Annotated in this window: 12 protein-coding genes; 2 read left to right on the forward strand and 10 right to left on the reverse strand. The window is 43.2% G+C overall.

The features are described from left to right. Positions 1–67: 67 nt before the first annotated feature. Both R7R78_RS00310 and R7R78_RS00315 read right to left on the reverse strand, forming a co-directional pair. On the reverse strand, positions 68–1,750 hold the full coding sequence (locus R7R78_RS00310) for an aspartate:alanine antiporter (protein ID WP_005378028.1): 1,683 nt from the start codon (positions 1,748–1,750) through the stop codon (positions 68–70). Positions 1,751–1,925: 175 nt separating this feature from the next. Next, complete coding sequence (locus R7R78_RS00315; protein WP_005378026.1) at positions 1,926–2,192, reverse strand: GrxA family glutaredoxin; 267 nt, start codon at positions 2,190–2,192, stop codon at positions 1,926–1,928. A 377-nt stretch (positions 2,193–2,569) separates the two neighbouring features. Here R7R78_RS00315 and R7R78_RS00320 point away from each other — a divergent pair, with 377 nt between their 5' ends. Beyond that, positions 2,570–3,814 (forward strand): iron-containing alcohol dehydrogenase, encoded by a 1,245-nt coding sequence (locus R7R78_RS00320; protein ID WP_213973302.1) that lies wholly within the window; start codon positions 2,570–2,572, stop codon positions 3,812–3,814. Positions 3,815–3,890: 76 nt separating this feature from the next. Here R7R78_RS00320 and R7R78_RS00325 read toward each other — a convergent pair whose 3' ends face one another. From R7R78_RS00325 to R7R78_RS00345, 5 genes are all read right to left on the reverse strand, one after another. Further along, on the reverse strand, positions 3,891–4,745 hold the full coding sequence (locus R7R78_RS00325; protein WP_005378021.1) for a MurR/RpiR family transcriptional regulator: 855 nt from the start codon (positions 4,743–4,745) through the stop codon (positions 3,891–3,893). Between the two features lie 311 nt (positions 4,746–5,056). Beyond that, positions 5,057–6,703: a pyridoxal-dependent aspartate 1-decarboxylase PanP gene (panP, locus tag R7R78_RS00330; protein ID WP_213973301.1), complete on the reverse strand. Its 1,647-nt coding sequence runs from the start codon at positions 6,701–6,703 to the stop codon at positions 5,057–5,059. A gap of 211 nt (positions 6,704–6,914) precedes the next feature. Then, a complete protein-coding gene (locus R7R78_RS00335) occupies positions 6,915–7,427 on the reverse strand; it encodes a hypothetical protein (protein ID WP_017634875.1) in 513 nt (170 codons plus the stop codon). 208 nt (positions 7,428–7,635) lie between these two features. After that, positions 7,636–8,541, reverse strand: coding sequence for a lysine exporter LysO family protein (locus tag R7R78_RS00340; protein WP_033905125.1), 906 nt, complete (start codon positions 8,539–8,541; stop codon positions 7,636–7,638). A gap of 146 nt (positions 8,542–8,687) precedes the next feature. Beyond that, positions 8,688–9,608, reverse strand: coding sequence for an HDOD domain-containing protein (locus tag R7R78_RS00345; protein WP_005378009.1), 921 nt, complete (start codon positions 9,606–9,608; stop codon positions 8,688–8,690). 369 nt (positions 9,609–9,977) lie between these two features. On the opposite strand from R7R78_RS00345, the gene R7R78_RS00350 reads away from it, so the two are divergent. After that, entirely contained in the window at positions 9,978–10,565 is a 588-nt protein-coding gene (locus tag R7R78_RS00350; RefSeq protein ID WP_005378007.1) for a TfoX/Sxy family DNA transformation protein, read from the forward strand. A 193-nt stretch (positions 10,566–10,758) separates the two neighbouring features. Here the strand turns inward: R7R78_RS00350 and R7R78_RS00355 are convergent, their stop codons facing one another. The 3 genes from R7R78_RS00355 to R7R78_RS00365 form a co-directional block, all read right to left on the reverse strand. Then, on the reverse strand, positions 10,759–11,307 hold the full coding sequence (locus R7R78_RS00355) for a hypothetical protein (protein WP_005378006.1): 549 nt from the start codon (positions 11,305–11,307) through the stop codon (positions 10,759–10,761). Positions 11,308–11,598: 291 nt separating this feature from the next. Further along, positions 11,599–12,096 carry a response regulator gene (locus tag R7R78_RS00360; RefSeq protein WP_213874708.1) on the reverse strand — a complete coding sequence of 166 codons (498 nt, stop codon included), beginning with the start codon at positions 12,094–12,096 and terminating at the stop codon, positions 11,599–11,601. Continuing rightward, complete coding sequence (locus tag R7R78_RS00365) at positions 12,093–14,033, reverse strand: ATP-binding protein (RefSeq protein WP_206957344.1); 1,941 nt, start codon at positions 14,031–14,033, stop codon at positions 12,093–12,095. Before R7R78_RS00365 ends, R7R78_RS00360 begins: the two co-directional genes overlap by 4 nt. Between the last annotated feature and the right edge of the window lie 163 nt (positions 14,034–14,196).

A 14,196-nucleotide genomic window follows, 5' to 3' on the forward strand; every position in this document is an offset into this window, starting at 1 on the left:
ACTAGATAACCAATAAACAAAAGGCGCTCATTGAGCGCCTTTTTGTATTTCATAGTCAAAGTGAGTATTAACTTAGTATTATCAGAATCGTACCAGCTAGCGTCATTAAAATATTCGCAATCGCATAGGTACCCGCATAACCAAGGGCTGGGATGGTGGACTTAGCGTAGTCGTTAACTACATCCATAGCTGGAGCGCAAGTACGGGCGCCAATAATGGCACCGAAGAGCAGGGCACGGTTCATCTTGAGTACGTGTGCGCCAACTAAGTAAGCCAGAACCACAGGCACAACACTGACAATAAATGCCAAACCAATGACTTTTGGTCCTACTTGCGTTAGGTGCTCGAACATCTTTCCACCTGCACTTAGACCAATTCCCACCATAAAGAACATTAACCCTAGATCTTTGACCATATTCAGCGCCCCTTGTGGGACATAACCGAAAGTAGGGTGATTTGCTCGTAAGAAACCAAGCGTAATACCGGACAACAGAAGACCCACCGCATTACCCAAACTGAAAGACACCTGACCGAACGTCATTGTGATGAGGCCAAACAGAATACCCAAAATAAAGAAGCTACAAAAAGCGAGCAAATCGGCCATTTGACTGTGGATCGAGATGAAACCGATTTTTTCCGCCAGTCCATGTACTCGGCTTTTCTCGCCGCTCACTTGAAGGACGTCCCCTTTAGCGAGCACAATGTCTAAGTCCATAGGCATTTCAATCTGAGCGCGAACTACGCGGTTTAAGAAACAGCCAAACTCAGACAAATTCAAATCCGATAAACGCTTACCAGCGATAGCGTCACTTTTTACGACGATTTCTTCTTCAACGATGCGCAAATCAAGCAAGTTACGGTCGAATACTTCTTTACCATTACGGAAGCTAGGGTCTAAGCGAGCATGGCTGTCAGGGAAGCCAACCAGTGCAATTTCATCTCCCTCTTGCAAGATAGCATCACCATCTGGGTGGGCGAGAATACCATTGCGACGGATTCGTTCAATGTAACAGCCAGTTTGACGATAAATCCCCAGTTCTCGTAAGTTTTTACCATCAGTCCAGTCAATTAGCTCTGGGCCCACTCGGTAAGCTCGAATAATGGGTAAATACACTTTTCTCTGGCTTGAATTTCCAAGGCCACGTTCTTGTGCGATTTGCTGCGCGGAATCAGAAAGGTTTTGTTTTTGCAGTTTTGGCAACAATTTAGCAAACATGATCATGCTAATTAAGCCGACCAGATAAGCCATCGCGTAGCCTACGGATAGATTTTCTAATACCAGAGAAAATTCCATATTCCGCGGTATAGTCGCAAGGCCAGAGTTAAGAGCATCTTGTGCACCAACCAGTACTGGCGTTGCGGTCAATGCGCCTGCCATCATACCGGCGGATAAGCCAAAATCGAGGCCGAAATAGTGACTCAAGCCATACGTTAAGCTGACCGCAGACACGAGAACGGTCATGCTTAAAATAAAATAATGCTTACCATCTCTGAAGAATATACCAAAAAAGTTTGGTCCAGCTTCAATGCCAACGCAGTAGATAAACAGCATAAAGCCAATGGTTAAAGCTTCTGCATTAAATGAGAAACCAAGGTGGCCCATTACCAAAGAGGTAATAAGAACGCCAATAGAGTTGCCTAGTTGTAATTTGCCAAATCGAATTTTTCCGATGGCAAGGCCAATGGCTAATACGACGAAGATTAGAAGGATAGGGTTTTGCTCGAGAAGGTATACGACGTCTATGTTCACTGTGTGGCTCGGTAGAGTGTGTGCCAAAAAAGATTAAGAACTGTGAATTGTAACTAAATATAGCAAAAAGATAAGTGAATTTTTTTAGGTTTTACCATTAGTTGACTTAACGTAATAACCAGCTGAAAAATAATAAAAAAGCCGCATGAAGCGGCTTTTTTGAAAACAGTCTTTATTACTCGTCAAATAGACCTAGGTGCTCTTTCGCGTATGCTTCGAACTCGTCGCAGCCACCGATGTGCTCTTGGTCGATAAAGATCTGAGGAACGGTTTCAACTGGTTTACCAACTGTTTTCTCAAGATCTGCTTTAGAAATACCTTCAGCGTGAATATCAACGTAACGGTAGTTGAAGTCATCACGTTTTGCTTTTAGCGTTTCTGCGTGCTCTTTTGCACGAACACAGAAAGGACATGCAGGGCGACCAAAGATAACAACGAACATAATCTTATTTCTCCTAAATCTATTCTTTTTTGAAAGCGTACAAAACATAGCGGCTGAGTGCGCTTTCTTTTGTTGGAGTAACTATGCCCGATCCAGATACGGAAATAAAGCGGCAATTACCTCTTGGTTCTATAGGTGAAATCTATCGAATAAAAACTAAACGCGTGTTCTTATTTTACGGCTCTGAAGTATGTGAAGTGACGCATAAAAAACATACATTCTAAAGGGTTAATGATGGCAAGGTGGAATTGGTCAATTTTTTTTGTTTAAAAAAATAGCAATCTATTTTGGCTATACGCAAATAACTTCAACTCTAACATAAGTGTTAAATCAGAGGGCGAGAGGTTATTTGGGTATATTCTTTTGGGAGGGTGTGTATGTTTCAGTTTATGACTGCAACAAGGATTATATTTGGTGAAGGTGCACTTCAATCTTCATTATCCGTTATTAACCAATTTGGCTACAGTGTTTTGCTGGTTACTGGGCAGGACACCCAACGAGCTGCCCCCATTGTCCAATATCTTAAAGCTCAAAATATGCGTTACCAGCACGTAGCTATCGTTGGAGAACCATACATCACGATGGTAGAAGAGACCGCAGTGCTCGGTAGAAAATTCCAACCTGATATGGTGGTTGCGATAGGTGGTGGCAGCGTCATCGATATGGGCAAAGCCTTAGCTGCCATTATTCCCAATCAAGGCAATGTTTACGATTACGTAGAAGTGGTAGGAAGAAGCGTCCCTTTAAAAGCAAAGCCTCTTCATTTTATTGCAATTCCTACGACAGCAAGCACCGGTTCAGAAGTGACCAGAAATGCTGTGCTGAAATCTGGACAAGATAAAGTGAAAGTGAGTCTTCGAAGCCCTGATATGCTCGCAGACGTTGCCATTGTAGACCCGACACTTACTTACGGGACCGACCAATACACATCTGGACGTGGCGCAATGGATGCGTTCACTCATTTAATGGAAGCGTATGTGTGTGGTGAGCCAAACCCTCTTACTGATATGGTCTGCGAAGAGGGGCTACGCCGTTTAAGCCGTTCAGTGATTGCCGCTTGTAAGCAAGATAATCATAGGGCGCGCTCTGATTTATCGTTCGCTGCATTGCTTGGTGGTATGGCGATTACTAATGCCAAATTAGGTGCCGCTCATGGGTTAGCATCGGCGTTAGGAGGCAAGTTAGACGCCCCTCATAGCGTTATTACGGCTCGCCTAGCTCCACACGTGATGCAGGAGAACATTAACGCCGCTAAACTCGCGGGTAGGAATGATGTGATAAGTCGTTATCGCAAGCTGGCCCAATTAGTCACTGAGCGAGTAAACGCGAACGAACACGATGGAATTCTTTGGGTAAATATGGTGCTAGATAAGTTAGCGTTACCGCTACTGGCTCAATTTGGAGTATGCCAAACCTCTTTTGAGCAAGTGGCGAATGATGCGCTTAAATCAATGGCAATCAAAGGGAATCCTTTACCTCTTAATCAGGAACGTTTGATACACATATTGCAGCAAGTCTGTGATTGTAGCGGAGAGTGCGCAGCTGAGAGTGCACAACATGTCAGTTCTGTTGAAGTACTGGAATCAAGAACGGACTTATCGAGTGTCAACGACTTAGGGTGATTGCTCCCTTAGCAGCATTAAAACAAAAGGGGAGCCTTGAGCTCCCCTAGATAAAGTATTGACTATGCTTTAGTGCTTAGTACTGGCTTAATTTGTCATAGCGACTGTCTTTCAACGCATCTTTTACGCGTTTTAGGTTCTCACGGAAACCTGTACCACGGCGAAGAGTGAAGCCAGTTGCTAGCACATCAATCACTGTCATTTGTACAACCCGGCTTGCCATTGGCATGTAAACGTCGGTATCTTCTGGAATATCGAGCGTGATGGCCAGCGAGCTTGCCTTTTCTAGAGGAGAATCCTTCGCTGTAATCGCAATAACCGTTGCGCCATTTTCACGAGCAAGGTTCGCTATTTCTACCTGACTCTTTGTTCGACCGGTATGAGAAATAAGAACCACAACATCATTATCACTGCAGTTGATACAACTCATGCGCTGCATAACAATATCTTCAAAACAAGTAATTGGAATATTAAAGCGAATAAACTTGTTTTGTGCGTCTCGGGCAACAGAAGATGATGCACCAAGGCCAAAGAATGAAATGCGCTTCGCTTGCGTTAGCAAATCGACCGCACGGTTCACTTGCATTGGATCTAGGCTATTTTTCGCGACATCTAAACACGCCATCGTCGATTCGAAAATCTTATGGGTGTACGCGTCTGGGCCATCGTCTTCTTCCACATTACGGTTAACGTAAGGGGTGCCGTTGGCTAGGCTCTGTGCCAAGTGAAGCTTAAAATCTGGAAAGCCCTTGGTGTCCAGACGACGACAGAAGCGGTTTACAGTGGGCTCACTAACGTCGGCCATTTTAGCCAGCGTTGCAATGCTTGAATGAATTGCAGTTTGTGGAGACGCCATAATTACTTCCGCAACTTTGCGCTCTGACTTACTGAAATTCTCCAGGTTTTTTTGAATTTTTTCTAATGTATTCATAGTGTTCACGAGGGTATAGAGAACAACTCGCTGGCTCTGCTAACGAAAGGAAACACGAAGATTCCGGAGTAGAGTGGGGCGTTAACGAAAACAACCAGCGCCATAGAATCAGTATAAACCTGATCTTCAATCAGTCTAAACCAATAACGGGTACTATTTAGTGAGAATTTGACAGGCCTCAAACAAAATGTTGTAAAAACTACAGAATTGGATGTGTAAACGAAGTTTTGTTGCGCTAGTCGCACGATAATGATGTTTGAGTTACATCAAAACGAAAAAAAATTTCAAATTGATGTAACTCGATCTGGCTGTTAAGACGATTGAATATCAACAACCAGTTGTTGAATTCTTTTCATCAAATTTGGTGCTTGCTTGGCGATTTCGCGTTGTTCATCAAGCACTGAACTCAGAATTTTTTTTGTAGTCAGTGGATTTGCCAAAACCACTCTAAACACTATCGTATTCATGTGTTGCCATTGGTCTGGGTTCAGTCTTGTACGTGAAACGAACGATTTGCCCGTTTCGCGCTGACGCTTTTGAATAAACTGTGTTAACTCATTGATCAGCTCATTCAGTTGTTCTTTTTGTGAGCCTTCTGCTTGTGCTAATGCTTCACGGATGAATGGCGGCAAATAACGGTATGTGAGCAGACAAAGCTCTGGTTCAGAAACTAACTCGAAATCATCTTGCTGTTTGATTAAATCCGCAAAGTATCGAGCTTTTTCAATGCTTTGGTCAATCAGAAGCTCGTAACCTGGGCGACTTATGATGTGCATTGCGGCGTAGACCAACATCGCCATACCCGAACGTGAACCTTCTAATGTATGGCTGCCTAGGTCTTTTGAACCTTTTCGCAATATATATTGAGCGTGATGCTCTATGGATTTCATTGCGTCAGGGTCTTTGAACAGAACCATACCAGCGCCCATCGGGATGTAGAGCTGCTTGTGCGCATCAATAGTTACTGAGTCTGCCATTTCCACACCTTTAAGAAGGTGACGGTGATGGTTAGACATAAGTGTTGCGCCACCCCATGCGGCATCCACATGGAAGTGACAGCTGTGAGCTTGGCAGACTTCAGCGATTTCAGGCAATGGATCAACATTACCTGTCTCTGTTGTGCCAGCCACACCAATAACAGCAATAGGCTTGATATTTTGTTTTTCGAGCTCAACAATTTTCGCTTTCAGGTCGTTGACAATAATACGGTTGTTGGCATCGGTTTTAACCGCAACCAAGCCCTCTTGGCCTAGCCCTAATACATCGGCTGCTTTCTTAAGGGAGTAGTGACCACGCTCAGACACTAGCACCGCTAAGCCATCATAGCCATAGTGCTTCATGGCTTTAAAAAGGCCTTCCTTCTCAACGCCTTTAAATGAGCCATTGGCTCTTAACGCTTTGTTACGTGCTACCCAAAGCGCAGTGATATTGGCAATGGTGCCGCCGGAACAAAATGCGCCTAATGAGTGGTTTGCACTGTGCATCCACTGATTGTAAAACGTATCATTCTGACCATATATCAAGCGATGCAGCATACCCAAAACTTGACGCTCAAGTGGCGTAAAGGCTTTGGAAGTCTCTATTTTTACCAGGTTTTGGTTTAAGGCGATCATGATCTTTGACAGTGGCATCAAGAAATAAGGCAGTGCCGATGTCATATGACCAATGAAGCTTGGTGAAGATGTGTGAACTGAGTGCGACACCAAAGTGTCGAGTAAGTGCTCTGTATGATCTGACACGAACTCTGGCTGCTCAGGAATCTGAGCAGAAGAAAAGTCTTTTTCGATTTCGCGTAAAGGCTTTTCTTCTGCCACGATGTGTTCACGAAGAAATTGATTTAGATTTCGCGAGAGGCTCTCGTCAATTTTAGTTAACGTTGAGTCCGGACCTTCTGGGACAGTGAAGATCTTTAGCAAGCTCTCAAAGCTAACATCAGCGGCTTTTTGTTCCTTAACCATAGCAAAGAATCTTTGTAGTTATTTTGGTAATGCGAGCGGCACAATCTAAACTAAAACGGGCGCAAAGTCCCGTTTTAATTGTTGAAACCCAAGTTGTAGAAATGAAAATTTTAGGTGAAGGTTACGATATTCACATTAAAAAATTCTAGATTGAGTACGTTAAAACACTCTGATGTTATCGAATGCTAATCAACGACTAATGTGAGCAATCTTAGTCACATTTCTGCTTTTCAATCTTTTCTATTGACTGATTGTACTTATTAAGTGCGGTATCAATTTGTTGGGGATGACTAAGCAGATCAGCGAATGCTGAACGAAGCTCGTAGTTTTTTGGGTGGTTAGTTGATTGACGGTCGCTAAATGTCTGTTTTGCAACTTCACCTAACTTATCGCTTCGGGTCGCTAACTGCTTAACGTCATGTTGCTCTAGTTTTAACCATGCTTCGATTGGCTGTTCCGTCGCAACGCGGCTAGGGTCGTTCTCTAGAAAGTAGTGAACCGCTTCGCGGTTTAATTCAAAGTGATGTTTACGTCCATCCAAGAACCATTGACTAACTTCTTTCAGATCTGGATATTGGGTAACCGTCAAATCAACAAGATCTTGATACCACTGTAGTGAGGCATCGACGTAGCCATCGTATTTGCTAGCAAGACATTGTTGATCTGCGGCAAGCGTAAAAGTTGAGCTTGTAGCGAGGAGCGCTGCAACGACAAAGCGTTTCATTCTTCTTCCTTCTGGTTGTTATCCCTTTATTAACGCAATGCACATCAGTTGATGTTTCTCCCTTCTTTCTATTTGGTCGTGACAAATCGTTGGGCTGAATGACGAAAAGAAAGAGGGGTCTTGCCAAAAAATATTGACCACTTTGACGTTAACTGGGTATTTAAATTTTTGCCGTATTGTAATGGATGTTAAAGCGAAAACCTGAGATCTAGCTAGCAAGTGATACAAAGAAAAGCATCATAACTGGTACCAATAAACTCAAAATAAAGCCGCTAACGATAGCAACAGGAACACAACGCACACCACCGGTAGTTTGAATAACGGGTAGGGTGAAGTCCATTGCTGTTGCACCGGCATAACCAATTGCGGTGCACGGATAGCTACGAATAAAGAGAGGAATGGCAACCAGTGCGACTAACTCTCTCATCAATTCAATCAAGAACGACGCGCCACCAAATACCGGACCAAAAGCGTCACCCATTAAAATACCTGCGAGTGAATACCAGCCAAAACCTGAAGCCATTGCGAGTGCTTGATAAAGAGGAAGATCCAAAAGCACCGCTGCAAGAACGCCACCAAGCATACATGTTGCGATGACAACAGCCGCAATGGCCATTCCTTGTTTATTTAATAGGATTTGACGCAGAGTAAGTCCACTATTGCGCAGCTGAATACCAATAAAAAATAGAAGTAGAAAGAGTATCCATTCGCTTGCTGTATCTACCCAACTCAAATCAATGGGTAACAGCAGGCCAACCACTAACCCTCCGCCAACGACCACGATAAGCTTAACAGACTCTAAAGCCATCGAAGATAACGGTAGTTTCTTTTGATTCTGATTGGTCTGAAGTGGAACAATTTTATCAATAATAGGCAGAGCCAACAGGTTGCAGGCACTTAGACACAAAAAAAACGTACTCGCATAGAGGAGAATACTTTGTAAGTTGCTGCTTAAATTATCGAGCGCCGCCAAACTAAGACCCATCAACGACAAAATGACGTAAATAAGGTAGGACGTTGACTGATTGATCTTCTCCAATAACGAAGATCGAGATATAGGAATTAGATACCCCACCACAAGCGGAGCGAAAATAAATAGCATCCCTGAAAACATAAAGCTCAATGATTCCTTTTTGAGATAACATCAACACGCATAAATCAAATTATCTATCGGTTGAAATTAAAGACATTTCACCACACACAGCTCAGCCTTGAGCGAATCGTTTTATCACGGATAAGGTATTATCAGAAAGCGATAAATTACAAACCGCTAGCATTGAGTACAGCACGGATTTGATCATTGAAGTCAGTATCACTCATGTTACTAAGTTCATACAAGACTTCTGCACCAGTTAAGTTGAATTCAACTTCATGTTCGTCAATGCGTTCATCGTGATTGCGGAACATCAATAAATGATGCGCAATTCTAGCGATGTCGAGATAACTCACTTCTGGTCGCGTTAATTCGTATTTTTCGTTTGAGGATACTTCTCTGAAGTCGTTGTCAAACCCCCAACGCTCAAGTACCAGTTTACTTGTGGCAGAACAACGTGTTTGGAAGATCTGCAATGCAATATCTGGGTCTAGGTAATTGCCCCTATCTAAGTACAAGTGGTACTCATTAATTAGGCAAAATAGCCCTATATCGGCTAATAGACCGACCAATAACGCCTTTTCTTGCTCTAGATGACCATAAGTGCCTGGCTCGTGGCTACGAAACGATTGAACCAACATCACCATGACGGCACCGAGCTCACGAGATATCGCCGCACTCTTCACCAAGATGGCATTGCATTCTTTAGTGAGATTAACTGAGTGTTTAAGTTGCTCGATCGCTTGTGCGGTAACAATATCACGTACACGAAGTATTCCGAGACGAGATACCGCTGTAGTTAAGTCGTTGCAGGTGATATTTCTGCGATTGAAAATCACAGAGTTAGCGACTCGTAAAACGACCGCTGCTAATCCGGGATCTTCCAATAAACAGTTAGCAACATCGGCAATCGTGGTGTGTTCTTCGACACATAACTGCTGAATTTTAAGCACGACATCAGGAATAGGAGGTAACGAAATCTTACCCGTGGCGATGGACTGTTCTACCAGCTGAGCAAACTCGGATTCCAGTGCGTTTATAAGCTTATCTTTATTATTTGGCAGCCAAAAAAATGATAAATGTTCCATTGTGACGCTGTACTTGAGATCTTTCGTACAGTGTACCCTTACAGCGTATTCTTTATCAATTAAATGCGTATTATGTGCCCGTAATTGCCAGCGAGATCATAATGATGGCGCGTTTTAGGCATGCTATGCGTCAAAAAAATATCACCACACGAACAATAAGTGTGAAACTAATCACGTATGCAGAATTTATACTTTTTTATATGTGACCTATGTCCTAACTTATTTTTCAACGTTAAGTATGATTAAGCAAGTTGGTGAGCACAACTCACAAAAATATCGCCAACAAATCGACATTTATAATTCGCTATAAGCTGCTGTTTATCTGGTGACATCGCTAATCGGGGTAATTTATTCAGATTAAAGAGGTCAATGGACATGACAGACCAAGCTTTTTTTAAATATGTACGCACCTTCAGTGAGTACCAAAAACGTTCTATGTTCGGTGGTATTGGTTTATTCACCGATGATGCTATGTTTGCGCTTGTCAGCAATGATTGCTGCTACTTACGTGGTGGTAATGGGCTAGATGAAGTGTTTACTCAACTGAGCTGTGAGAAGTATAAGCACGTCAAAAAACAGACGACGGCAACCGTAAATTATTATGATGTAACCGATTTATTCGAATCCGGATATGTAGGGCTTGATGAACTGGTACAGAAATCAATTGAATACTCAATTAAGGAACGGAAATATCAAAAGTCCTCTGCCAGTAGACGCTTAAGAGACTTACCCAACATGCAACTAACCCTTGAACGTATGGTCAAGAAAGCCGGTGTTGATGACGTAGAAACCTTTTTAGAACTTGGACCTGTAAAAGTCTTCAACAAAGTTAAAACGGCTTACGGTAATGATGTTGATGTAAAGCTACTGTGGAAATTTGCTGGTGCAACTGATGGCGTACATTGGAAACTGATCCAAGAGCCGCGTAAAAAACAGTTATTGGCACTGTGTGACTAAGCGAAGCTGATCGCACAATGATTGACTCGTTTCGATGGAGTTAGCGGGTCGTAAAGGCAAGTGTGAAAAGCGGAAAAAGGACGTTGAAGTTTTTTACCACTTCATTGAGTTAGTCATTAAATTAGACAAAAAAACCGAGGTAGAGACCTCGGTTTTTGTTTTTTTAATTTGCTCTTTTCTTACAGCACAAATCTTAAAACTTAAAACGCGTAGTGAACATTACCTGATCACCGTAAAAATCGTTGATACGTGCTTCAGCACCCAAAGAGAAAAGCTCTGTTGAGTGGAATCGAGCGTAGGCAGAGCCAGTCCAATCGTCATCGTTATCGATAGAAACGTAGCCGACTTTGCCGCCTACTTCTAATTGAGGGCCCAACCATTGGCGAACACCTAAGTTCAGCTCCATACCAACATCTGTGCTGCTCTCATTCGAAGGTTGCACAACGCGCATTAGCATTTCACCAGTAAGATCTGCCCAGTTGTTTAGCGGAGAATGGAAGCCAAAGCCTGCAGCTGAGTCAAAATCACTTTCAAACTCAGAGTCAATACGAGCAATAACATGCGCGTTCGGGTGAATTGATTTGCTGAATCCAGCACCAAATGTCACAGGACTTGCGCCAATACGTGCTTCGAAATAGTCGTAGCTAAAGTTGCTCATAGTTGCTGGCGCATTGCGATCGTTTGCAGCTAGGGCATGGCTTGATGCCACTAGTAAGGCAGCGGCTAATAGTGTTTTACGCATAACTAACGATAAACCTTGTTCATTATTTCCATGGATTCAAGCAACCACTTGAACCGTAATCTGATTTGTCCGACATCATAATAAAAAGGAAGGTCCACGACCAACAAAAATGTGTCGATGTTTTGTCAATTAACTTAATAGTTCCTTGGTTTAAGCAAAAACTACGCCATATACGTAGTGTCCGAGAATTTCACTCGGACAAGTAACGATGTTTTTCTAACCTCGTTCTACTATGCGAGGTAAGGTGGTTCAATGACCATCGTTGAGTTCAAGTTAGAATTAAACACTTTATTACTCGCCAAAGCTTGCTCTTCTTTTTGCCATGGCGTTGAGGATTGCCTCAGAATCAAGGATTTGAGTCCAGGATAGCAGGTTATCATCATTCTCAATCACAAACGCGGTAAGCTGAGACACGATTGCCTTTCTCAATGCTTCGCCTTTCCAAGGTTTGGCAATGTAATAATCGAGACTCGCGTTATTTACGGCTTCTACGGTGTCTTCCAAACCGGCTTGTCCTGTGAGTAAAACTTTGCGCGCTGCTTTTGTGTCACCATTTTGACTGAGTTCGATTAGGAAGCTGATCCCAGTTTGTTCCGGCATAATGTGGTCACATAAAATGAGAGCAAGCTGAACTTCTTCTTCCGCCATCTCCTCAATCACTTGCCGAGCTTCAGTCACTGATTCCGCTCCTTCGACAACAAAGTTCTCCTCGAAGGGAGCAAGATCTTGGAGCACGCTATCCAAGACTTCTCGTTCGTCATCGACACATAAAATTAGATACTTGGTCATGTTTCATCTCCTTCTTCGATGACTGGTAACCAGACGGTCATTCGTGTGAACTGGCCGATCTCTGATTCGACGTCAATCCACCCTCTGTGTGCTGTTACGATTTGCTGGCAGATGGACAGCCCGATGCCTAAGCCAAAGTTACCTTCTTTTTTTGTGGTGAAGTTTAGCTCGAAAATGGCGTCTCTTTGCGACTCAGGAATGCCACATCCATTATCTTCAAATGAGATAACGGCATAATTTGTGTGCTCTTTTTCTACAAGGCGTGTTTGTATGTTTAACACCCCTTTTTCTGGAAATGCGTCAATGGCGTTAGAGACCAAATTCGTCCACACCTGTTGGAGTGCGATCGGTTGACAAAGGATGGAAGGCAAGTTTGCATAGTCGGTTGAAACTTGGTGCATTTTTAATTTGTTCTCGAAAATCACCAAGGTGTCTTCAATACCCTCATGAATATCGGCATAGTGCAGGGTCTCATCATCTGACCGAGCATATCCTTTCAGGCTTTTTACCATATCAGCAATTCGTGCTGCACAGACATTAATTGAGCGAAGTGTAGAACCTGCTTTGTGGTATTGCTCTAGTGTATTGAGAGCATGATAAGACGCTTGCTGCTTTCTCGTTAGTTGGGTAAGTAGCTCTTGATCGGATTCTAAACCAAGGCTCACCACTTTCTTTGCTAATGCTCGGTCTGGAAGTGTATGGCTAAGCGCTTTTACGCGTGATCTGAGCTCGGCGGTTGAAGCGGGTTTTGAGGTTTGCGCTTTGTTCAGTAATTCAATGCCTTTGCTTTGTATATCGGAACTGGGCGCATCGTTAAGTAATCGTTCTAGCGTATGCGTTAAATTCTCTACGCCCCTTAATATCGCGGCTACTGGATTGTTTAGTTCGTGGGCCACTCCCGCAACCAATTGACCAAGCATCGCCATTTTTTCTCTTTCAATGAGCTGCTGGTGGGCTGATTCTAAAGATTCGAGCGTTTTTTGAAGTTGCAGTTTGGTGTTGATGCTTCTTTGCAATCGGCGGTTGAAGTGGCGTAAAAGCAAGTTTGTAAAAAGAGGCAGTAAGTTTGAGTCGCTTTGCATCACTTTATTGAATACGTTGCGATCGAGTTTGATAACTTCTGTTTTGGTTAGTGTTAGAGCTGTCGAGAAAGAACATTCCCCAGTAACAAACGACATGCCTCCGACAATATTCCCTTTGTTATGGCGTACAACCTCTCGCTGCATGCCTTGCTCATCGCGCTTGTACAGAGCCACTTCACCTTCGGTGATAAACCACAAAAAGCAATTTGGCTCGCCTTCCACGGTTAATAAGTGTTCAGGTGAGTATGTACGGCACGCTCTTGTTTCGTCATTGTCTTTGAAAAATTGCTGGAGAGCGGAGATCACTTGCTCGGCTAACTCGGCATCAGACATCGAGTGGTAGTCGTGTAAGAATCCGGCTTGATAATGGCTCATCTGGTTATTGATGTGCGCTCGCAACAAGCTGTGATGATCCAATATCTGACTGTAACTTAGCAGGTCTTCTTTGCCATTTCGCAAGATAAATTGGGTCAGCTCTTTTTGCACTGTGTTAAATAAGACGTGATCTGGCAAAGGTTTAGTGAGGCAGTGGTCGAGCCTGCCCTCATTAACGGCAGTGAGAATTGCCTCTATATCAGACGAGCAGCTAATCAGAATTTTTCTTGCTTGCTCGGTATGCGGCATCCGGTCTAAACCAATAAGAAAATCCACGCCGTTAAAGTGAGCGTGATGGCTCGCTATAACTAAAGCAACAGTCTGTTCTCTTTCTTCTAGATACTCTAAAGCGCTTTGAGCCTCTTCTATCGATTCGACAGAAAAAATATCAAACTTACTTGAGAAGGCAGACAGCTCCAATCGAAATTGTTCAGCACTGATTGGGTTGTTGTCGAGACACAACACAGCATAACGATTCACAGATGTTTTAGCTCCGGTTAAAACTTCGCCACGCAAACTTTAACAATAAAAGGACATGATGAGTGGGAGCCAAGTATGATTCCTGATTAATGGACTAGAATAAGCATCAATAGTCTGATTTGTCTCAATGTTTTCTCCGCAGGTGGTTTGGGGTAGACTGACC

The sequence above is a fragment of the Vibrio sp. 2134-1 genome, from assembly GCF_033339495.1.

What these genes read in the sequence shown, in the direction of transcription:
- R7R78_RS00315 (WP_005378026.1), bottom strand. Translation starts at nt 2,192, where the DNA reads ATGTTCGTTGTTATCTTTGGTCGCCCTGCATGTCCTTTCTGTGTTCGT.
- R7R78_RS00320 (WP_213973302.1), top strand. Translation starts at nt 2,570, where the DNA reads ATGTTTCAGTTTATGACTGCAACAAGGATTATATTTGGTGAAGGTGCA.
- R7R78_RS00325 (WP_005378021.1), bottom strand. Translation starts at nt 4,745, where the DNA reads ATGAATACATTAGAAAAAATTCAAAAAAACCTGGAGAATTTCAGTAAG.
- panP (WP_213973301.1), bottom strand. Translation starts at nt 6,703, where the DNA reads ATGGTTAAGGAACAAAAAGCCGCTGATGTTAGCTTTGAGAGCTTGCTA.
- R7R78_RS00335 (WP_017634875.1), bottom strand. Translation starts at nt 7,427, where the DNA reads ATGAAACGCTTTGTCGTTGCAGCGCTCCTCGCTACAAGCTCAACTTTT.
- R7R78_RS00340 (WP_033905125.1), bottom strand. Translation starts at nt 8,541, where the DNA reads ATGTTTTCAGGGATGCTATTTATTTTCGCTCCGCTTGTGGTGGGGTAT.
- R7R78_RS00345 (WP_005378009.1), bottom strand. Translation starts at nt 9,608, where the DNA reads ATGGAACATTTATCATTTTTTTGGCTGCCAAATAATAAAGATAAGCTT.
- R7R78_RS00350 (WP_005378007.1), top strand. Translation starts at nt 9,978, where the DNA reads ATGGACATGACAGACCAAGCTTTTTTTAAATATGTACGCACCTTCAGT.
- R7R78_RS00355 (WP_005378006.1), bottom strand. Translation starts at nt 11,307, where the DNA reads ATGCGTAAAACACTATTAGCCGCTGCCTTACTAGTGGCATCAAGCCAT.
- R7R78_RS00360 (WP_213874708.1), bottom strand. Translation starts at nt 12,096, where the DNA reads ATGACCAAGTATCTAATTTTATGTGTCGATGACGAACGAGAAGTCTTG.